Annotated in this window: 19 protein-coding genes and 1 pseudogene; 10 read left to right on the forward strand and 10 right to left on the reverse strand. The window is 72.4% G+C overall.

Going from position 1 to position 19,032, the window contains the following annotated elements:
• Nucleotides 1-291, reverse strand: a pseudogene (locus AE652_RS01475) (cytochrome P450); the annotation flags it as partial.
• A 224-nt stretch (nt 292-515) separates the two neighbouring features.
• Here AE652_RS01475 and AE652_RS01480 point away from each other — a divergent pair.
• From AE652_RS01480 to AE652_RS01500, 5 genes are all read left to right on the forward strand, one after another.
• Nucleotides 516-1,388, forward strand: coding sequence for a thioesterase II family protein (locus tag AE652_RS01480; protein ID WP_049649213.1), 873 nt, complete (start codon nt 516-518; stop codon nt 1,386-1,388).
• Between the two features lie 13 nt (nt 1,389-1,401).
• Nucleotides 1,402-2,145, forward strand: coding sequence for a tryptophan 2,3-dioxygenase family protein (locus AE652_RS01485; RefSeq protein WP_049649214.1), 744 nt, complete (start codon nt 1,402-1,404; stop codon nt 2,143-2,145).
• Nucleotides 2,146-2,198: 53 nt separating this feature from the next.
• Complete coding sequence (locus tag AE652_RS01490) at nt 2,199-2,810, forward strand: flavin reductase family protein (protein WP_074004076.1); 612 nt, start codon at nt 2,199-2,201, stop codon at nt 2,808-2,810.
• Nucleotides 2,811-2,938: 128 nt separating this feature from the next.
• Nucleotides 2,939-3,601, forward strand: a complete 663-nt coding sequence (locus tag AE652_RS01495) for a nitroreductase (RefSeq protein WP_049649215.1) — start codon at nt 2,939-2,941, stop codon at nt 3,599-3,601.
• Nucleotides 3,602-3,718: 117 nt separating this feature from the next.
• Nucleotides 3,719-4,678: an alpha/beta hydrolase gene (locus AE652_RS01500; RefSeq protein WP_234348175.1), complete on the forward strand. Its 960-nt coding sequence runs from the start codon at nt 3,719-3,721 to the stop codon at nt 4,676-4,678.
• 113 nt (nt 4,679-4,791) lie between these two features.
• On the opposite strand, the gene AE652_RS46060 is transcribed toward AE652_RS01500, so the two are convergent.
• On the reverse strand, nt 4,792-4,932 hold the full coding sequence (locus AE652_RS46060) for a hypothetical protein (protein WP_159028306.1): 141 nt from the start codon (nt 4,930-4,932) through the stop codon (nt 4,792-4,794).
• Nucleotides 4,932-6,104 (reverse strand): acetyl-CoA carboxylase biotin carboxylase subunit family protein, encoded by a 1,173-nt coding sequence (locus AE652_RS01505; protein WP_049649216.1) that lies wholly within the window; start codon nt 6,102-6,104, stop codon nt 4,932-4,934. Before AE652_RS01505 ends, AE652_RS46060 begins: the two co-directional genes overlap by 1 nt.
• A gap of 39 nt (nt 6,105-6,143) precedes the next feature.
• On the opposite strand from AE652_RS01505, the gene AE652_RS46065 reads away from it, so the two are divergent.
• Nucleotides 6,144-6,290 (forward strand): hypothetical protein, encoded by a 147-nt coding sequence (locus tag AE652_RS46065; protein ID WP_159028307.1) that lies wholly within the window; start codon nt 6,144-6,146, stop codon nt 6,288-6,290.
• A gap of 45 nt (nt 6,291-6,335) precedes the next feature.
• Here AE652_RS46065 and AE652_RS01510 read toward each other — a convergent pair whose 3' ends face one another.
• Nucleotides 6,336-7,286, reverse strand: coding sequence for a DMT family transporter (locus tag AE652_RS01510; RefSeq protein WP_234348176.1), 951 nt, complete (start codon nt 7,284-7,286; stop codon nt 6,336-6,338).
• A 172-nt stretch (nt 7,287-7,458) separates the two neighbouring features.
• On the reverse strand, nt 7,459-8,055 hold the full coding sequence (locus tag AE652_RS01515) for a cupin domain-containing protein (RefSeq protein ID WP_049649217.1): 597 nt from the start codon (nt 8,053-8,055) through the stop codon (nt 7,459-7,461).
• A gap of 217 nt (nt 8,056-8,272) precedes the next feature.
• On the opposite strand from AE652_RS01515, the gene AE652_RS01520 reads away from it, so the two are divergent.
• Nucleotides 8,273-8,980: a TetR/AcrR family transcriptional regulator gene (locus tag AE652_RS01520; protein ID WP_049649218.1), complete on the forward strand. Its 708-nt coding sequence runs from the start codon at nt 8,273-8,275 to the stop codon at nt 8,978-8,980.
• A gap of 87 nt (nt 8,981-9,067) precedes the next feature.
• Here AE652_RS01520 and AE652_RS01525 read toward each other — a convergent pair whose 3' ends face one another.
• Together AE652_RS01525 and AE652_RS01530 are read right to left on the reverse strand one after the other, a co-directional pair.
• Nucleotides 9,068-10,705: an amidohydrolase gene (locus AE652_RS01525; RefSeq protein ID WP_049649219.1), complete on the reverse strand. Its 1,638-nt coding sequence runs from the start codon at nt 10,703-10,705 to the stop codon at nt 9,068-9,070.
• A gap of 53 nt (nt 10,706-10,758) precedes the next feature.
• Nucleotides 10,759-12,186 carry an APC family permease gene (locus tag AE652_RS01530; protein ID WP_049649220.1) on the reverse strand — a complete coding sequence of 476 codons (1,428 nt, stop codon included), beginning with the start codon at nt 12,184-12,186 and terminating at the stop codon, nt 10,759-10,761.
• Between the two features lie 290 nt (nt 12,187-12,476).
• Between AE652_RS01530 and AE652_RS01535 the strand changes: the two genes are divergently transcribed.
• A complete protein-coding gene (locus AE652_RS01535) occupies nt 12,477-12,953 on the forward strand; it encodes a very short patch repair endonuclease (RefSeq protein WP_049649221.1) in 477 nt (158 codons plus the stop codon).
• A gap of 11 nt (nt 12,954-12,964) precedes the next feature.
• Entirely contained in the window at nt 12,965-14,359 is a 1,395-nt protein-coding gene (locus AE652_RS01540) for a DNA cytosine methyltransferase (protein WP_049649222.1), read from the forward strand.
• Here the strand turns inward: AE652_RS01540 and AE652_RS01545 are convergent.
• From AE652_RS01545 to AE652_RS01555, 3 genes are read right to left on the reverse strand one after another with little or no spacing between them, the layout of a single operon-like run.
• Nucleotides 14,281-15,189, reverse strand: coding sequence for a DUF6339 family protein (locus AE652_RS01545; protein WP_049649223.1), 909 nt, complete (start codon nt 15,187-15,189; stop codon nt 14,281-14,283). The genes AE652_RS01540 and AE652_RS01545 overlap by 79 nt on opposite strands.
• Nucleotides 15,186-16,190: a hypothetical protein gene (locus AE652_RS01550; protein ID WP_049649224.1), complete on the reverse strand. Its 1,005-nt coding sequence runs from the start codon at nt 16,188-16,190 to the stop codon at nt 15,186-15,188. Before AE652_RS01550 ends, AE652_RS01545 begins: the two co-directional genes overlap by 4 nt.
• Nucleotides 16,187-18,337, reverse strand: a complete 2,151-nt coding sequence (locus tag AE652_RS01555) for a helix-turn-helix transcriptional regulator (RefSeq protein WP_049649225.1) — start codon at nt 18,335-18,337, stop codon at nt 16,187-16,189. Before AE652_RS01555 ends, AE652_RS01550 begins: the two co-directional genes overlap by 4 nt.
• A 434-nt stretch (nt 18,338-18,771) precedes the next feature.
• On the opposite strand from AE652_RS01555, the gene AE652_RS01560 reads away from it, so the two are divergent.
• A complete protein-coding gene (locus AE652_RS01560; protein ID WP_049649226.1) occupies nt 18,772-19,032 on the forward strand; it encodes a hypothetical protein in 261 nt (86 codons plus the stop codon).

Raw genomic sequence — 19,032 nt, forward strand, 5'->3', positions numbered from 1 at the left:
GTGGCGGGGGCGGTCGGTGACGGCGAGCATCCGGCCGCCGGCCGAGTCGTCGCCGCGCAGGAGCACGTCGAGCACGGTGCCGCGGCCCGAGGCGAGCGCGCCGGCGGCGCCGTAGCAGGCGACCACGTCGGCGTACCCGGCCACCACCCAGAAGCCCGGCCGGCCGGCCGCGGCGGCGTGCCAGTACACCGGCTCGTTCGCCCGGACCCCGGCGAAGAACTCGAAGGGATCGTGCGCCAGGAAGGTGCGTGAGTCGGTCAGGTCGAGCGAGGCGGTCACGGTTCGGCTCATCGTCCACAAACCCCACGGAAGACGGGAAACGCACTGCGTGCAGTGCTCGGCACGGGCCCGGTGACCGGATCCTCACAGAGGCCCGAACCGGCCCGCGCCAGTTGTGTCGGATCTCTTTCAGTTGTGTCAGAACTCTTTCGTGGCCGGTCCGGTCAGGGAGGAAGAGCCGAAAGATTGCGGACACCTGCCGAAGCACCCGTACTCCGAAGCGGAGGAGTTCCGTCATGCTTCGTACCCGCCGCGACCACTGCCTGCGGACACTGGTCCGAGCGCCCGCGGCCACGGCACGGCTGGTCTGCCTCCCGCACTCCGGCGGCAGCGCGGCCGGCTACGGCCCGTGGTCCACCGCCCTCCCCCCGACCGTCGAGCTGCTGGCGGTGCAGTACCCGGGGCACGGCGACCGCTTCGGCGAACCGCCGTCCACCGACGTGCGCGCGCTGAGCGCGGAGCTGGCCTCCGAACTCCTGCGCCTGCCGCCGCTGCCCACCGTGCTGTTCGGGCACAGCCTCGGGGCCCTCGTCGGCTACGAGACCGCCGTCACCCTCGGCACCCTGGGGCGCCCGCCGGCCGGCCTGCTGGCCTCCAGCTGCCCGCCGCCCGGCCGGGCCGGACGGATCCGGGCCTGCGGACTGTCCGACGAGGTCCTGTGGTCCCTGATCCGCTCCCTGGGCGGCATCGACCCGGACCTCCCCGAGGAGCCGGAGGTCGCGGAGGCCGTCCTGCCCGTCCTGCGCGCGGACCTCACCGCGCACGAGCAGTACCGGGTGGAGCCGCGGACCGCGCCGCTGGCCTGCCCGGTCCGCTGCCACCACGGCACCCTGGACCCGCTGGTCGACCGCACCCTGGTCGCCGAGTGGGCGGCCGTCACCACCGGGCCGTTCAGCCTCCTCGAACGCGAGGGCCACCACTTCCACCTGTTCCAGCACCCCGAGGGCGTCCTCGCCGACCTCACCGCCTTCCTCGACGCGGTGACCGTCGACGCGGCGGCCACCGGCGCGACGGCCGCCCCGGCACCGCGCCTCCCCGCCCCGAGCACCGCCGACCCGGGCGCCTCCACCCCGGGCGACTCCACCCCGCGCCCGGCGCGGGCCCTCTGATGCGGAGCTGACCATGACCGAAGCCGTCACCGAGACGATCACCGACCTGACCTACTCCACCTACCTCCAGATGGACACCCTGCTCTCGCTCCAGCAGACCCGCTTCCCCGAGTCCACCGACCGGAGCGTCGCCCTGGCCGAGCACTTCTTCATCGTCGCCCACCAGTCCTGCGAGCTGTGGCTCAAACAGATCGTGGCCGACCTCCGGCTGGCCCGGGACCTCCTGAACGCCCCCGGCGACCCGGCCGGCGGAGCCGAGGACGGGGTCGAACTCCTCCAGCGGGCCGCCGAGTTGCTCCGCGTCCTGCACGAGCAGGTGATCGTCCTGGAACGCCTCCCGCTGCGGCACTTCGTCCGGTTCCGGCCCTACCTCGGCACCGCCAGCGGCGCCCAGTCGCAGCAGTTCCGGGTGCTCGGCCGGCTGCTGGAGGACGGCACCGAGACGAGCGAGCTGTACCGGGCCTTCCTGGCCGACGCCGACCGGCAGGGCCTGAGCGCCGCCGACGTCTGCCGCCTCGGCGTCGCCTGCGGCGGCCCGCACCGGGTCGCCGAGGCGCTGCTCGACGTGGGCAACGGCTACTGGCGCTGGAAGGTGGCCCACCTGGGCCTGGTGACCAAGATGGTCGGCGGGCAGCAGGGCACCGGCGGCACCTCCGGGGAGGACTACCTGCTGCGCCGGATCACCCTCCCGTTCCGCGACCTGCGGCAGCTGCGCGGCAACCCGCACACCGAGGTGCTCGCCACCAGCCCGGTGTAGCGGCCCTCCCGCTCACCGCCACCCCACCAGAAGCCCGTAGGAGCGACCGAGCCATGCTGCACGTCGACGTGGCATCCATGACCGCCCGCCAGCGCCAGCGCCTGCTGCTGTGGAGCGTGGTCCCCCGGCCGATCGCCATGGTGAGCACGGTCTCCCCCGGCGGGGCCGTCAACCTGGCGCCCTTCTCGTACTACACGGCCGTGGGCTACTCCCCGATGGCGCTGCTCTTCTGCGCCAGCCGGCGGGCCGACGGCACCGAGAAGGACTCCTGCCGCAACGCCCGCCTCCCCGCCGAGGGCGGCACCGGGGAGTTCACCGTCAACGTCCTGATCGAGAAGCACGCCGAGGCCGCCACCACCACGGCGAAACCGCTCCCGTACGGCGAGTCGGAGTACGACCTGGCCGGGCTGCGCGCCCTGCCCGGGCACGCCGTCCGCTCGCCGCGCATCGACGGCTCGCCGCTCGCCTTCGAGTGCCGCACCTCCTCGGTGGTGCCGGTCGGCGACCACTCCGTGGTCATCGGCGAGGTCGTCCACGTCGTCGCGGAGGAGGGACTGGTCGACGAGACCGGCTTCCACCTCGACCTGGACCGGCTGGGGTCGGTCGGCCGGATGGGCGCCGCCGAGTACGTCCGCACCCTGGACCGCTACGCCGTCGGCGGCTGACACCCGTCCGGCGGGACCTCGGCCCCCGGCCGTCACCTCCTCCGCGCCCGAACCGTTGCAGCAACGGGACGCCCGGCAGTGCCGGACGCGGCCCCGGAACGGTCGGGCGAGGTGTGAGGACGCGGCTGGTGGACGTCTACGAGGCTGTCGAGACCCGTCGGGCGGTGCGGGGGTTCACCGACCAACCGGTGCCGAGGGAGGTGCTCGAACGGGTGCTCGCGGCCGCGTCCCGCGCCCCCTCCGGCGCCAACCTCCAGCCCTGGCACACCTACCTGGTCACCGGGGAGCGGCTGGAACGGCTCAAGCGGCTCGCCGTCGCCCGCGCCTCCTCCGGCGACCAGGGCGACGACCCCGAGTTCGAGATGTACCCGCCCGAACTCAAGTCCCCCTACCAGGAACGGCGCCGGGAGGCCGCCGAACAGCGCTACCGCGCCTTCGGCATCCCCCGCGAGGACCGGGACGCCCGGCAGCGGGCCGTCGTCCGGAACTGGGACTGCTTCGGCGCGCCCACCGCGCTGTTCAGCTACATCGACCGGTCGATGGGCCCGGCCCAGTGGGCCGACCTCGGGATGTACCTGCAGACCGTCATGCTGCTGCTGCGCGCCGAAGGGCTGCACAGCTGCCCGCAGATGGCCTGGTCCGTCTACCACCGCACCGTCGCGGACGTCCTGTCGCCGCCCGCCTCCCTCGTGCTCTTCTGCGGCCTCTCCGTGGGCCACCCCGACCCGGCCGCCCCCCGCTACCGGGTGGGCCGGGCGCCGCTCGACCAGACGGTCACCATCCTCGACTGACCGCTCCCGACACCGCCTTGCCCCTTCACCTCCTTGCCCGTTCACCTCCTTGCCCCTTCACCGTCCGACGGCTCCACGTCCGACGGCTCCACCGACGTACCGCGGAGGCGACCTCCCGTGCCCGAGAGCCCGGCCCCGACGCTCATACCCGGCCGCGCCCCCGTCCCCGTCTACCGGGGCATGGACCGCGCGGCCCTCGACCGCCAGTACACCCCCAGCCACCGCGTCCCCGACCTCCGGGCCTACCTGGACCGCTACGCACGGGACAGCGCGAACGCCCGCAGCCGCCACCCCGTCCTCACCGGCCTCCCGTACGGCCCGCACCCGGCCGAGACCCTCGACTACTTCCCCGCCCCCGACGGCCCCGACGGCCCGCCCCCGCTCCAGGTCTTCGTCCACGGCGGCAACTGGCAGGAACTGTCCAAGGACGACTCCGCCTTCCCCGCCCCGCCGCTGCTCCGGGCCGGCGCCGCCGTCGCGGTCGTCGGCTACGGCCTGGCCCCCGCCACCCGGCTGGACGACATGGTCGCCATGGTCCGGCGCGCCGTCCACTGGCTCCACCGCCACGCCGACGCCCTCGGCTTCGCCCCCGACCGCCTCCACCTGGCCGGCCACTCCGCCGGCGCCCACCTCGCCGCCATGGCCCTGCTCCCCCGCGTCCCCGGCACCCCCCACCACGGGCCCGACGTCTCCGCCGCGATCGCCGGCGCCACCCTGCTGAGCGGCATGTACGACCTGGAACCCGTCCGCCTCTGCTACGTCAACGACGCGCTCGCCCTCGACCCGGCCGCCGCCCACCGCAACAGCCCGCTGCACCACCTCCCGCCGCGCCTGCCCCCGGTCGTCCTCGCCCGCGGCGCCGACGAGACCGCCGAGTACGCCCGCCAACACGCCCTGATGGCCGCCGCCCTACGCCGCCGCGCCCCCCTCACCGACCTCGTCGCCCCCGCCCACAACCACTTCTCCCTCCCCTACGCACTCGCCGCCCCCGGCTCCCCCCTCGGCACCACCGTCCTGACCGCACTCGCCCGCGGCAGGCCCCGGAGCGTTCCGGCCGGCCGTTCCAGTCGGGAGTGAAACCACAGGCCGGAGGGGGTGGAACCGGTTCCAGCGTCCCGACTCGGACGGCTGGCCCGGCGGACCGGTCGGACGCCGGACCAGAGTGCTGACCAGCGGTCGGCGCCGCACCGTCAGACCAGCCGACCCGCCGAACGCAGGGCGGCCGGCGCGGTGTTGACCGCCTCCGCGGAGTGCTTCTCGCCGGTCAACCGCTGGTGGTAGACCAGCCCGCCCGGGTCGCTCTTCGCGTTGACCAGGATCCTGTACGGCATCAGCACTCCTCCAGGTTCGCCATCAGCCAGGCCTCGGCCCGCAACAACCGTTCCTCGACCTGCTCCGCGTCGGCACCCGCGACGATCACGAAGCACAGGTGCGAGGCGCTGTAGAGGGTGACCGCCCCGGGCTCCAGTTCCTCGTTCACCTGGTAGTGCCGCACCCACGGGAACGGCGGCCGCCCCGGCGCACGTACCGGCCGCCCCTGCGGCAGGACGGACACCGAGCCGTGCACCTCGGTCGGCGGCGCGGCCGGCGGCGGCTGGACGGGCAGCCCGGCGGACTGGCGCAGCACCGAGGTGTGCAGGTCCACCCCGTAGGTGGCCCGGGTGAGCCACGGAATGCGGTCGCCGCCGACCCGCGAGGCGATCTCGCACATCACCAGCTCGTCGTCCGGTGTGTGGAACACCTCCAGGTGGTAGGCGCTGACCGGCGGGACGTCGAAGGCGGACAGCGTCCGGTCGAGGAACTCCTCCAGCCGCCGGGCCATCCCGCTCTCCGGGTGCAGCTGGACCGAGCCGTTGTTCTGCCCGGTGAAGACCCCGAGGCAGCTGCGCAGGTAGCGGGAGGAGGCGACGAAGCGGTAGCCGTCGCCGAGCACCGCGTCGACGTGGTACATCGGGCCGTCGATGAACTCCTCGGCCATCAGGTCCTCGCGCCAGCGCCGCCGGGCGAAGGCGAGCAGTTCCTCGTCCCCGTGCAGCACCGCGATGTCCCGCGAGCCGCCCTGGCTGACCGGTTTGACGACCACGGGGTAGCCGACCGCCTCGATGAAGCCGGTGAGGTCGACGACCGTGTCGAGCCGGGCCCAGCGGGCGGTCGGCACGGCCCGGCCGGCGACCTCCTTCATCACCGCCTTGTCGCGGAACGACCGGGCGCTGTCCGGGGTCTGGCCGCCCAGGCCGAAGTCCGCGCGCATCCGGGCGGCCCGTTCCAGGTCGTACTCGTTGTCGGTGATGATGTGGGTGAACGGCCGTTGCCGGTGCAGCCGGCGGATCGCCAGCTCCGCGTAGGGGACGGCGTCGGAGTCCGGGACGTACTCGTAACGGGCCAGCCGCTCGGTGTTCTTGAGCTCGTTCTGGCTGAACACCTGTAGCTTGTCGGCGAGTTCGGGGAACATCCCGGGGTAGTCGTGGCCCTGGCCGTAGTTGAGCACGGCGACGTTGGTCATGATGGGTCGGCCTCACAGTGGACGTGCGGTGCGGGAGGGGTGTCGGTCGGTGCGCCGGTGGGGGTCGGCGCGGGCGGTGCGCGGGGCCACCGGAGCGAACACCGGTGCGGCGACTGCGCCGACGACATCGAGGACCTGATCGCCGACCAGCGGGAGACGGTCCAGCGGGCGGCGGCCGGGGCCTGAGGGAGGCGCGGGAGGGCCGGGTCGAGCGCCCGGCCCTCCCGCCGTTCAGCGGTGGACACGGTTCGCCAGGAGGGTGCCGGCCGAGGCGAGGACCAGCCCGGCCAGGGTCAGCACGCCGAGCGGCTGGTCGAGCAGCACCGCGGCGAAGGCGGCGGTGCACATCGGGACCAGGTAGAACAGGCTGCTGACCTGGCTCGTGCCGTGCCGCTGCAGCAGGTGGTAGAGCAGGCCCACGCCGACGATCGAGTTGATCAGCGCCGTCCACAGCAGCACCGGCCAGTACGAGGCGGTGAACTCCACGGACCAGCCCTCGACCAGCAGCGCGGGAACCAGCGCCGCCGCCGCGGCGGCCAGCAGCTGCACCGCGTTGCCGCCCACCGGCTCCATCCGCGCGCAATGGCGCTTCTGGTGGACGGTGCCGTACGAGATGCCGAGCAGGCCCAGCAGCAGGAAGCCGAGGCCCAGCAGGTAGCCGCCGGACAGGTCGATCCGGTCCGCGACGGCCAGCGCGACGCCGCCCAGCCCGAGCACCAGGCCCAGGCACTGGCCGCGGGTGACCCGCTCACCGAGCAGCGGCACCGCCAGCAGCGATGTGGTCAGCGGGTAGAGCGCGATGACCAGCGCGGCGAGCCCGGAGGACACCCCGAGCTTCATGCCCATGTAGATGCTGGAGAACTGCACGCCCTGGACGAGCACACCCGCCACCGCCAGGTGCAGCAGCAGGCGCCCGCGAGGCAGGCGCTCCCGGCGGATTCCGGCGATCGCCAGCAGTACCAGCCCGGCGATCGCGAACCGTAAGGTCGCGAAGGTGTACGGCGCGGCGTGCCGCAGGCCGAGCTTGCCGGAGATGAATCCGGAGCTCCAGACCACCACGAGCGCCACACGCAGGGCCGCGCCGGTCCCCCGGCCCCGCCGCTCGTCGGTCCCCACGGGCGGGCCTGCGTCCGGGACGGCTTCGCGCGCGGCGCCCTCGAGCGGCGGGGTCGGCATCGTCATCTCCGAGCTCCTCTGGATCTCCTCGATTGTTCGATATAGAGCACCGTAGAGCAGAATATCGCTCACGTCGAGACGGGCAGGCCCTGCGGCGACATCCCGGGACCGAAACGCCGACTGCCCCACGGACCGCTGTCCGTGGGGCAGTTGGCGAGCAGGCGGCGACGCCCGGAAGTCAGTAGAGGCTGGAGAAGAGGACCCCCACCAGCTGGGCCGGCTCGTCCGTCTCGTTGCGGAAGCTGTGCGGATGGCCGGCCGAGAACTGGATGCTGTCGCCGGCTCCCAGCACGTGGTCCACCCCGTTGTAACGGACCACCAGCTCACCCCGGGTGACGGTGATCAGATCGGACCCCTCGTGCTGGAGCTCCTCGCCGAGACCGCTGTGCGGCGCGAAGTCACCGGTGACCACCTGGTAGCCGAGCTCCGGGGAGCGCACCACCCGGTAGACCACCCCCGGGGCCCGCTGGAGCTCCTCCTGCCCCTCCCGGGGGAACAGCGCGGGGGTCGCCCGCCCCCGGGAGAAGCCCAGGAAGGAACCGACGTCGTGGCCGAACACCCGGGCGAGCCGGCCGAGCCGCTCCAGCGCGATGTCGGTCTCCCCGCGCTCCAGCGAAGCCAGGAAGGAGACCGACAGCCCGCACTCGGCGGCCACCTGCCGCAGCGACATACCGCGCTGGGTGCGCAGCCGCTGCAGCACCTCGCCGGGGCGCGGGAAGCCCAGCTCCGGATCGCGGGGTCCGGGAGCGCCGGTGGAGGGTGCCGAATCAGCCATGATCGCATCCTAGGCGCCGCAGACCTGCCCACCAATGCCCGTGCGCGCCGCTCCCGGCCCTCGTCCGACGCGGCCCCGGAACCCGCCCCCCACGCCTCCCCCGCCGTCCGCGGCTTCGGCGCCCGGGCGGCCGCGTGCCGCACCGTCTCCTGCTGAGGCCGGGCTTCCGCTCCCGACCCCTGGTTTGTGTCAGCATCCTTGACATAACCTCGGGCGCATGACCGACCGCGTAGTCCCCGAGCCGCAACGGCGGCGGCGGCGACCCACCAAGCAGGGTGTGGTGCTGTCCGCCGAGCTGATCGTCGACACCGCGATCCGGCTGATCGGCCGGCACGGCGCCGAGGCGCTCACGGTGCGGCGGCTGGGCGCCGCGCTCGGGGCCGATCCGAGCGCGGTCTACCGCTACTTCCACAGCACCGACGACCTGCTGCTCGCCGTCGCCGACGAGCTGATCGGCCGGGCCCAGCACGACTGGCGGCCCACCGGCGACTGGCGCGCCGACCTGCGTGCCATCGGCCTGCGCATCCACGCCAGCTACCTGGCCCACCCGCAGGCCGCCATCCTCGCCGCCCACCGCACCACCGGCCGCGCCCACGAGATCGCCGCCGTCGAGGCGATCCTCGGCGTCCTGCGCACGGCGGGCTTCCCGGACCCGGAGGCCGTCCGGATCTACCACGCCTTCGTCGACCAGAGCCTCGGCTTCGCCGCCCTGGACGCCGCCACCCTCGCCCTGCCGTCCGCCGCCCAGAGCGCCGACCTCGAGGTCTGGCAGGCGTCCTACGCCCGGCTCGACGCCGCCGAGCACCCCCACATCGCGGCCACCGCCCACCTGCTCACCGCCGACATGCGCCGCAGCGGCTACCCGTACGCCCTGGACCTGCTGCTGGACGCCGCCGAGGCCCGGCTGCGGGCCGCCGGGGGCTGAACCCCCGATCCGGGGAACGCGAGGGCCGCCGGTGGCGGGCCCCCGTGCGCCCACCACCGGCGGCCTTCGTCCGGCCCCCTGCCGGGGTCAGTCCGCCGCGTGCACCAGCTCCCCGCCGACGTAGGTGCGCTCCACCCGCGCCTGCGCGATCTCCTCCGGCGGCCCGGTGAGGATGTCCCGGTCGAGCACCACCAGGTCCGCGAGCCGCCCAACGGCCAGCACCCCGGCGTCGTCGTGCCCGTTGAGGTACGCGCTGCCGGCCGTGTACGCGGCGATGGCCGAGCCCAGGTCGAGCCGCTGCTCGGGCAGGAAGACCCGCCCGTCGGTGGCCTCCGGCTCCATCCGGTTGACCGCCACGTGCAGCCCCGCCAGCGGGTCCGGGCTGCTCACCGGCCAGTCGCTGCCCGCCGCGAGGGTGGCGCCAGCCCGCTGGAGGGAGCCGAACGGGTACTGCCAGGCGGCCCGCTCCGGCCCGAGGAACGGGATGGTCAGCTCGTCCATCTGCGGCTCGTGCGCGGCCCAGAGCGGCTGGATGTTGGCGACGGCACCGAGCCGGGCGAAGCGCGGGAGGTCGTCCGGGTGGACCACCTGGAGGTGGGCGAGGTGGTGCCGGGCGCCGCGCCGGCCGTTGGCGGTGCGGGCGGCTTCGATCGCGTCCAGCGCCTCGCGCACGGCCCGGTCGCCGAGCGCGTGGAAGTGCACCTGGAAGTCGAGCGCGTCCAGTGCGGTGACGTACCCGCGCAGGGCCTCCGGGTCGACGAAGCTGAGGCCGGAGTTGGCGGTGGCGCAGCCGCAGCCGTCCAGGTACGGGCTGGTCATCGCGGCGGTGAAGTTCTCCGCGATGCCGTCCTGCATGATCTTCACCGAGCCGGCCCGGAACCGTCCGTGGGCCAGTTCCGCGCGCCGCCGCACCAGGTCGGGGATCTGGTCGGCGCCGCGGTCCCGGTCCCACCAGAGCGCGCCGGTCACCCGGGCGGTGAGCGCGCCGGAGCGGGCGGCGGCCAGGTAGGCGTCGGACGGGTCCGGCTGGCCGTTGAACTCGCCGAGCAGCGCGTCCTGCCAGCCGGTGATGCCGAGCGAGTGCAGCAGCCGCTGGGCGCGCAGCAGTCCGGCCAGCCGGTCGGCGGCGGTGGCGGGCGGCAGCAGCCGGGCGACCAGGGCGGTGGCGCCCTCCTGGAGGGTGCCGCCGGGGGTGCCGTCGGCCTCGCGCTCGATCCGCCCGTCGCCCGGGTCGGGGGTGTCGGCGGTGAGCCCGGCGAGTTCCAGCGCCCGGGTGTTGGCCCAGGCGCCGTGGTGGTCCCGGTTGGTGAGGTACACCGGCCGGTCGGGGACGACGGAGTCGAGCAGCTGCCGGGTGGGCAGGCCGCCTTCGAAGCTCTCCATCGACCACCCGCTGCCGGTGATCCACTCCTGGTCCGGGTGGGCCTCGGCGTACGCCCGGATCCGCTCCAGGTAGTCGGCGACGCCGACCGTCCCGGTGAGGTCGCAGGAGGCCAGCTCGGCGCCGCCGAACACGGCGTGGATGTGCGCGTCCTGGAAGCCGGGCAGCAGCAGCTTGCCGGTGAGGTCGACGACCTCGGTCCGCGGCCCGATCAGCTCCCGGACCTCGTCGTGCCCGACGGCGGCGATCCGCTCGCCGACGACCGCCAGCCCGCTCGCCCGGGCGCGGGCCGCGTCGCCGGTGTGGACGGGGCCGTGGGTGAAGACCAGATCGGCCTGGGTCATGGGTGGTGCTCCGTTCTCGCGTGGTCGTGCCTGGTCGTGCGTCGTACGGGCGGCTACCCGGCCGCCGCGTCCTCCCGCAGGAAGTACGGCGAGCGCCGCCGCCAGCGGGCCCAGGCCGCCGCCGGCAGCCCGCTGACGATCATCATGATCACCACGGACAGCTCGAACCAACCGTTGTCGGCGGCGAGTTCGAAGTGGTCCGTGGAGTCGTAGAAGGTCCAGGCGAGGTAGCCGCCGACGGCGAGCAGCGCCGCCGCGCCCAGCAGCGGCCCGACCACCGCGCGCAGCCCCTCCAGCGGGGCGGTGCGCAGCAGGTGGCGGAACCGGACGGCGGCCGCGACGGCGGTCAGCGCGTAGTAGAGGGCGACGACGATGCCGATCGCGTTGACCGCGGCCGAGATCAGGTCGTTGACGGTCGGGATGGCGATGGAGGCCAGCGCCAGGGCGACGGCGACGCCGGTGATCAGCAGGGTGCCGACGGCGGGCGTGGCGTGCCGGGGGTGCAGGCGGGTCCAGACCGGGCCGAGCACCCGGTCGCGCCCCATCGCGTACATCCCGCGCGCGGTCGGGATCACCGAGGACTGCAGCGAGGCCACCGCGGAGAACATCAGCGCGATCAACGGCAGTGCGGCGAGCGGCTGTTCGGCCAGCTTCGTGCCGAAGTAGGTCAGCCCGTGGGCGCCGTTGTCGGCCAGCTCGTCGATCGGCAGGACCCGCTGGAAGGCGGTGCCGGCGAGCAGGAACAGCGCCAGCATCACCACCAGGGCCAGCAGGCCGCCCCGGGAGGCGTCCCGCGGGTCGCGCACCTCCTCGCCGACGCTGAACACCGACTCGAAGCCCCAGTAGCAGAACACCGCCAGCACCATGCCCTGGGCGACGGCGTCGAAGGAGGGAATGTCGAAGGGGTTGAACCACTGGAGCGAGAACGGCTGGTCGCCGGCGAACAGCCCGTAGCCGCAGAAGCCGAGCAGGACGGCGTACTCGAAGACCAGCAGCGCCTTCTGCAGCCGGGCCGCCAGGTCCAGTCCGCGCACCGCGACCAGCGCGGCGCCCACCAGCACCACCAGGCCGATCAGGGTGCACTGGACGGTGGAGTCGGCGTCGAGCCGCAGCCCGGCCACGCTGCGGACGTGGGCCTGGTCGAGCAGCTGGACGATCGAGGAGCCGGTGACGGTCGTGGTGTACGCCATGAAGACGACGGTCCCCACGGTGTTCACCCACCCGGTGAGGAAGCCCAACCAGGGGCTGAGGGTGCGCCCGACCCACCGGTAGCTGCTGCCCGCGTCCGGCTCGACGGCGTTCAGCCGCCCGTACCCGCCGGCGATGGCGAGCACCGGCAGGAAGGCCAGCAGCATGATCGCCGGAAGGTGCAGGCCGACCACCCCGGCCATCAGCCCCAGGCCGATCCCGATGCTGCTGGTGGCGGCCGTACTGGAGGCGGCGATCGCCGCCCCGTCCAGCAGGCCGAGCGACTTGTGCATCGCGACGTGCGTTCCTGCCGCGTCCGCTCTCGGACCGCCGCCCGTGTCCTTCACCGTCGATGCCAACGGATCACCGCCTTGGTCGTGGGGTGCGCGTGTGGGGGAAGCTCCCGTACCGGTCGTGGGGGGTGACGCGGGCCGGAAGTGCGAGCCATGAAACCGGCGGCGCCGTCACACGTCAATGCCGTTGTCATAAGGCCGCGCGCACCGCCGAAAGCGCCACCGGGCGGGTCCGGCGGTGGTCATGCTCCGCTCGACGCGTTGTCGGTGTCCGGAGCCAGAATGGGATCATGCCCTCCCTGGAGACCACTCCGAAGATCCGCGCCCGGATGAGCAAGCAGCGCAGTCACGACACCGGTATCGAGGTCACCCTCCGCAGGACCCTGCACGCCGCGGGGCTCCGCTACCGTGTCCACCGCAAACCGCTCAAGGGCGTACGCCGTGAGGCCGATGTGCTCTTCGGCCCCGCGCGCGTCGCGGTCTTCGTCGATGGCTGCTTCTGGCACGGCTGCCCCGAGCACGCGACATGGCCGAAGAACAACGCCGACTTCTGGCGCGAGAAGATCGAGAAGAACCGCTCTCGGGACGTCGACACGGACGCCCGCCTCGCCGAGGCCGGCTGGCTGTCCGTCCGCGTCTGGGAACACGAGAACGCCGCCGAGGCCGCCGAGCGGATCGTAGCTCTGGTGCACGAACGGCGGGCGGGCAGCGTGCGGAAGACGGCACCGGGGCCGACCGAGTACATCACACCGCCCGCCGCCGGCTAGACTCTGGCCACATGACCAGCTCGGACGCATCCGCTTCATTTCTCGCGAAACCATATGTTCTGGACCTTTTCGCCGGTCCGGGCGGTCTCGACGTGGCCGCACACCTGCTCGGTGTGCGTTCCCTCGGCATCGAGTGGGACAAGGACGCCTGTGAGACGCGTTACGCGGCCGGCCTCGAGACGTTGCACGCGGATGTCAGCCAGGTCCGGCGGGAGCGGTTCCAGGACTTGCCCAAGGAGCTGAACGTGCTCGCGGGTGGCCCGCCTTGCCAGACGTACTCGGTCGCCGGCAACGGCGCCGGGCGCGAGGCCCTGGCCAAGGTCGAGGAGGTCATCCACGCGCTGCTGGACCGGGTGTCCGACGAGGAGATCGACAGGCGCTTGGCGGAGCTGGGCGACGACAACAGGACTGCCCTGGTCCTGGAACCCCTTCGATACGCGATCAAGGCCCTCTACTGCCGGAACCGTGAGGGACGGCCGTTCGACGTGATCGTCCTGGAACAGGTCCCGCAGGTCAAGGCCCTGTGGCAGGCCTACAAGAAGGTGCTGGAAGCAGGCCTGCCCGGTCCGGACGGGATGGAGGTGAAGTACCAGGTCGCGGAGATCGCGACGCTTCGCACCGAGGAGTACGGCGTCCCTCAGACCCGCCGTCGCACGATCCTCGTCGCCAGGCTGGCCGCGCACGGCTCCCCACGACTCCCCCGTCCGACTCACCATGCGTACAACCCGCACAACCCGATCCAGGGAGGGCCCCAGGACGAGAAGGCAGTCGCCGGAGAGAAGCAGATCGCGCTTCCGGTGGCGGGAGGCGAGCCGCCGCTCAGGCCTTGGGTTCCCATGTGGGACGTCCTGCGGGCGACAGAACGGATGCCCGAGGGCCGGAAGACGCCTTTCGAGATCAAGTCCAACTACGGCACCGGAGGCGATCCCGAGAAGCGCGGCATCCGCACGTACCGGCAGCCCTCGTTCACGGTCACCGGCAAAGCCTCCCGCAACGTCGTCCAGACTCCGGGCGGTCGCGCCCCTCACGACCCGGATCGGATGACCATCCGGGAGGCCGGCATCCTCCAGACCTTCCCGCCCAACTACCCCTGGGACGGCGGAGACCAGTCCCAGCAGGTGGGCAATGCCGTGCCGCCGCTGTTCGGCATGCACGTGCTGGCGGCGGCACTGGGAATTCCGCATTTTCAGGAGGAGAAGGTACTGGCGGACTGGGAAGTCGCCTCCGTCGAGGACCGCATCACCCTGCGCAAGTCGGGCTGCGACGACCCGGACGGAAAGGGATGCGGTCCCGACTGCCCGAAGAAGATCAGGCCGACGTCCAAGCGTCAGGCATCCGCATCGACCTCCGCCGCTGCCACGTCCCGCCCCCGGACCGGTGCGTCCGCGAAGAGGTCGGCGAAGTAGTCCACCAACACGCTCACGGACAGCTCCGGCGCGGGTTCCTCAGCGGGGCCCGCCGGGAGCGCGTTCCGTGACACCTGGCGGGCGGTCTCGGCCTCGTCGATCCAGTCCAGCAACGGGCGAGGGTCGCGATCGGGGTGGTCGGGTGCGATCACGTCGTACATCAGGGTCGCCGCGGAGGCGTTGACGGCCCCGGCCAGGGCGTTCGCCTCGCGCCCACCGGTGACCGTTCCCTTCGCGACCAGCCGCGCGATCGCCTGCGCGGTCGGCCGGTGATTGATCACGGACATCCGTAGCGCCGTGTTCAGGATGTCCTGGTTGCCGCAGGCCGCGACCACGGGGGCGTAGTCCGCCCCGTCGCGGAAGAGTTCGGCCGCCCACCACAGCCGGGAGAAGGCCTGCTTGTGGTACGTCCCGCGAAAGCGGTCGGACGCCACCTTGGCCGGCTTGCCGTCCTTGGGTTCCGCCAGGTGCCGCCAGACCACGTAGTCCGGGGCGGCGCCGAGGGCGAGGTAGTTCCAGAAGCCGGGGTCGGCCGCCTCGCGGCGGGTGAGTCGGAGCACGGCGTGGAGGCGGGGAGCCAGCCAGGCGTCGGCCTGGGTGACCTTGAGCCCGCCGGCCCGGCAGTAGGCCATGGCGTCATCGACCAGGTCGCGGACGGGTTGCAGTTCGCCGCGTCGGTCGGCGTGCGGGAGCGGTTCGGTGACCTGGTTGAGCTTGATGCTCGGCACGCTCTCACGACCGGTGAGCAGGCCCTCGGTGACGAACTCCGTCGCCTCGGCGCCGGGCAGCAGGGCGAGCCGCCCCGGGAGGTAGTCGGGCCGGTCGGTCATGCGTCGTCCCCCTGCGTGAGGCGTTCCAGGTCGTGGATGGTGGCGGAGAGCGTCCGGGGGACGCCTGCCCGCCGGGAGGCGGCGTAGTGGATCCGGGATTGGAGTTCACCCCAACCGGCGGCGGTCGCCCCGGTGCGAGCCCTGTGGACCGCCCGCAGGGCGGCCTCCGGCTCACGGTCGGCGTACACGTCCGGGAGCATCTCCCGGAGCACCTCGCCCTGCCAGCCGTGCGGGAAGACCGGGGTGCCGTCCTCCTCGACCTCCAGGTCGCCGACGGCGGAGTGGAAGACCGCCGTCCAGACCTCGGAGCACATCTGGGCGAGCAGGAGCTCCCGGACGGTCTTCTCCGGGCCGCTTCCGCCGTCGGCGCCGATCAGGTCGCCGAGCCCGTCGAAGTCGGAGTTGACGCGCACGAGCGGGATGCGGCCGGTGGTGTCGACCAGCCACGGCGAGTCCTTGAACTGCTGGAGCCGACTCGCTCCGGACCCGAACTTGAGCATCTTGACGTCGAGTTCACGGGCGAGCGACGGAACGGCCTCGATCACGTCGACGAACCACTCCACGTCGGAGGTGGCGATCACCCGGCCGGGCACGCCGTCCACGGTGGCCACCACGTGCACAGTGAGCGAGGAACGATCGAGGAGGTCGCACCGGTACAGGTAGAGCTCGGCCGTCCGCGCGCGACCGTCCTCGGAGACCGGGGAGAACTCCGTCGTCGTACGGGTGTTGGTGGCACGCTCGGCGAGAACCGCGACGACCTTGACGTTCTGCCAGGGCCCGGACGGGTCCACGGCCTTCGCCGGGAGTTCGACGGACAGGCGGAGCCGGGCCTGGGTCCAGTCGGGGCGGTCCTCGTCCGGCCCGAGGGCGACGACGCGTTCGATGGTGGAGAGGTACTTGCTCTCCAGATCCTCCCAGGGCTCGCCCTCGGCCTTGAGCTGGGCGCTGTCGACGCGCCAGGACACGGTTCCGGTGAATCGTCGGTAGGGGTAGACCTTCACGCCTGCTCCTCCTTTCCGCTGCGGAGTTCGACGACGAGTCCGGTGAGTTGGGCCCGGACCGGGTGGCGGGAGACGTCGGTGACGCCTCGGAAAACGGCCTTGCGGCTGCCCGGTGACAGGTGCAGGGATCCGTCGACCACCTCGCAGCCGGTGACGGCGACGAGCTCCTTCCACGGCGCGGCCGGCCGCGGGCCGGAGCGCACGTCGAACTTGGCGACCGGCGTGACCGGACGGCCCGAATCCGCTCCGGACGGGATCCGGAGGTCCACGGTGACCGACCAGGCCCCCGTCTCGTCGATCACCGCATCCACGTTGTCCAGTTCGGGCAGGGCCGCGGCGGCCGCCTGACGTGGCCGCTTCTTCGTCGCGCCGCCGACCTTGAGCCGACCGGCGATCTTGGCTTCTCCCCCGTTGCGGCGCTTGGCCTTGGGAATGGCGACGAGGTCACGCACGGCGGCGTTCACCTCGGTGGTCAGGTTGTTGATGCGCCGGTAGGCGGAGGGGGAGTAGGAGAGCCGCAGCTCCTCCGTCTGCCCCCACTTGTTGTGCTCCGGCGGCTCGGAGGCCCGGAGGAACTCCTCGGCAGCCTCGGCGCCGAGCGCGTCCGGGCCCGCCGCGCGGCCGGTGAGGAGGACGGCCTGAAAAGGGTTGGTGCCGATCGGCATATTGGGAACGGCACTGTCCTTGACCGTCATACGGTTGCCCCGCATGGAGACCACGCGGTTGGAGCGACCGTCGGCGTCCTCGGCGTCGGTGACCAGGACCACGGCCTCGTGCGGCACGAAACCATGTGCCGGGCCGCCGCCGTGGAGCGGAACCTTGAGCGTCACGGTGGCCCGGGCGACCTGACCGCGTCCGGTGAGACGGTCGACGGTGGCGCCCTCCAGGAAGGCCCGCAGCGCACGGGTCCGGGCGGGCTGGGCCGCGGCCGGGTCCACGTGCTCCTCTCGAATGAGTTCTTCGCCGTTGCGATAGGTACGGACGGACGCCTCCAGGTGCGGCCTGTGCTCACCGCCGCCGGTCATCGCGGCCCAGAAGTTGCGACCGAGCGCGTCGACCAGTCGGGCGTGCATGCGGTGGATGGAGTCGTCGTCCTCGGTGGTCTCCTCCTCGTCCACGGCACCGTTGACGGCCGACAGGCTGGCCACGTCGTGGGCGCCGACGATGAGGAACGACGTGCCGGGGGCCCCGCTCTCACGGGTGAGATGGAGATTCTCCACGGTCTCTTCGTCCGCCCACCAGGAACGGACCACTTCCGCGGCCCCGTTGACCGGGTCGGCACGTCCGAACCAGGCCGGGCCGGCGCACGCCCGACCGTCGACCTCGCGCCAGGGCAGGTCGAGTCGGCCGATGAGCCGTCGCTCGGTGCGCCCCTCGTGTGGTTCGGAGAGGGTCGAGTTGATCAGCACCAGGCCGAGTCGGCTGGTCGCCCACAGTGTGGCCTTGCCCAGACCGTAGGAACCACCTGCGCCGAGATCCCGCTTGTGGCTGTCGAGTTGACGACGGACCACGGCGGCGAAGAGCCCGTCCGCGTAGTCATCACCGGTCAGGCCGGTGGCGTTGTAGTCGTCGACCCGGAGCAGCACCAGGCGGTCGTTCTGGTACATGTCGCGCAGCCCGGCCGCGATCGTGCGCGACACCTTGCTCTGCTTCCCGCCGTCGGCGGTGAGCGCCTCGTAGTGCGGAGACAGGCGATCCCATCGGATGGCCTCGCGGAACCGGGCGAGAGTCTCCCCGGTGAGCTCGTGCAGGGTGTAGCGTACGCGGACCGGCTCGGCCGGATCGAGGCGGGCGTCGAGACTGTTCTGGGTGGCTTCGCGGGCGAGTACCGAGACATCCGCCTCGAAGGCGAAGGCGGCGGCGTTGCCGTACTCCCGGCCGCCGTCGGGGTGGGCCGGCCGGTGGTACCAGTCGACGGGCAGGCCGAGTTGGGCGTCGGCGCTACGGGTGTGGATGGTCTCCAGGTCGGTGTTGAGCACTTCGGCGATGCGCCGGACGGTGTCGTCCCGGGGCACGGAGCGTCCCACGATCCAAGCCGAGACGGCGGCCCGGGTCACTTCCAGGTCGATCGCCAGATCGGTCTGGCTCTTCCCTGCATTCCTGAGCTGGCGCGCCAGCCAGGGGCCGAACTCCTCAGCCGCCTTCACGTCCCACCTGCTTCCGCATGGCCTGTTTCACGAGGTGAGAGCCACGATAGCACGCACGGTTGACAGGGTCACCATCTTGTCAACAAACCCTTGACAGGCGCCGGCTTCAATGCGGGAAGGCATTGGACGCAATCGAGAAAAAGGAATCGAGAGCCCTCGCCCTCTTGTCCGAATTAACCCGATGGCCCCTTATGACCACAGTTGCAGGATGCCGGAGCCGCGGGTAAGGTCGTTGCCAATTCCACGGCAGGAGCCGCGGAAGGAAGCCCTAACACGGGGTGTGGTACATCTTTTTCCTGGGGGGGAATACTCTACGGCTGCCTCCGGAATTCCTTCGCGGATTCCGTGGATCCTCGCGCGGCCCGTTCTCCTCCTGCACCAGTTCGCACCATCCCGTCGTGCAATCCCACGAATGCGAAAGCGCAGGTACCGCGGTGTCCCCGAAGCACTCCCCGAACCACCACATGCGTTCCATCGTCTCCACCTGCGACGCGCTCGCCGACGACCCGCAGGCCCTGGGCGTGTACCTCTACCTGCACGACCTGACCCCCGACATGGTCGCCATCTACCGGAACGCCATCCGCGACACCGAGGCCCGGGCTCGCCGCCCGCGCCGGAACCCCGGCCAGTGTCAGCGCATCACCGGCCGCACTCGCCGCTACATCGTCACGGTCACCGTTCACCGCACCCACTGA

Origin of the sequence: Kitasatospora sp. MY 5-36 (assembly GCF_001182915.1) — a bacterium.
Classification (GTDB): domain Bacteria; phylum Actinomycetota; class Actinomycetes; order Streptomycetales; family Streptomycetaceae; genus Kitasatospora.

Coding starts and splice junctions, on each gene's coding strand:
- AE652_RS01480 (WP_049649213.1), top strand. CDS start 516: ATGCTTCGTACCCGCCGCGACCACTGCCTGCGGACACTGGTCCGAGCG.
- AE652_RS01485 (WP_049649214.1), top strand. CDS start 1,402: ATGACCGAAGCCGTCACCGAGACGATCACCGACCTGACCTACTCCACC.
- AE652_RS01490 (WP_074004076.1), top strand. CDS start 2,199: ATGCTGCACGTCGACGTGGCATCCATGACCGCCCGCCAGCGCCAGCGC.
- AE652_RS46060 (WP_159028306.1), bottom strand. CDS start 4,932: ATGCCGTACAGGATCCTGGTCAACGCGAAGAGCGACCCGGGCGGGCTG.
- AE652_RS01505 (WP_049649216.1), bottom strand. CDS start 6,104: ATGACCAACGTCGCCGTGCTCAACTACGGCCAGGGCCACGACTACCCC.
- AE652_RS01510 (WP_234348176.1), bottom strand. CDS start 7,286: ATGACGATGCCGACCCCGCCGCTCGAGGGCGCCGCGCGCGAAGCCGTC.
- AE652_RS01515 (WP_049649217.1), bottom strand. CDS start 8,055: ATGGCTGATTCGGCACCCTCCACCGGCGCTCCCGGACCCCGCGATCCG.
- AE652_RS01520 (WP_049649218.1), top strand. CDS start 8,273: ATGACCGACCGCGTAGTCCCCGAGCCGCAACGGCGGCGGCGGCGACCC.
- AE652_RS01525 (WP_049649219.1), bottom strand. CDS start 10,705: ATGACCCAGGCCGATCTGGTCTTCACCCACGGCCCCGTCCACACCGGC.
- AE652_RS01530 (WP_049649220.1), bottom strand. CDS start 12,186: ATGCACAAGTCGCTCGGCCTGCTGGACGGGGCGGCGATCGCCGCCTCC.
- AE652_RS01535 (WP_049649221.1), top strand. CDS start 12,477: ATGCCCTCCCTGGAGACCACTCCGAAGATCCGCGCCCGGATGAGCAAG.
- AE652_RS01540 (WP_049649222.1), top strand. CDS start 12,965: ATGACCAGCTCGGACGCATCCGCTTCATTTCTCGCGAAACCATATGTT.
- AE652_RS01545 (WP_049649223.1), bottom strand. CDS start 15,189: ATGACCGACCGGCCCGACTACCTCCCGGGGCGGCTCGCCCTGCTGCCC.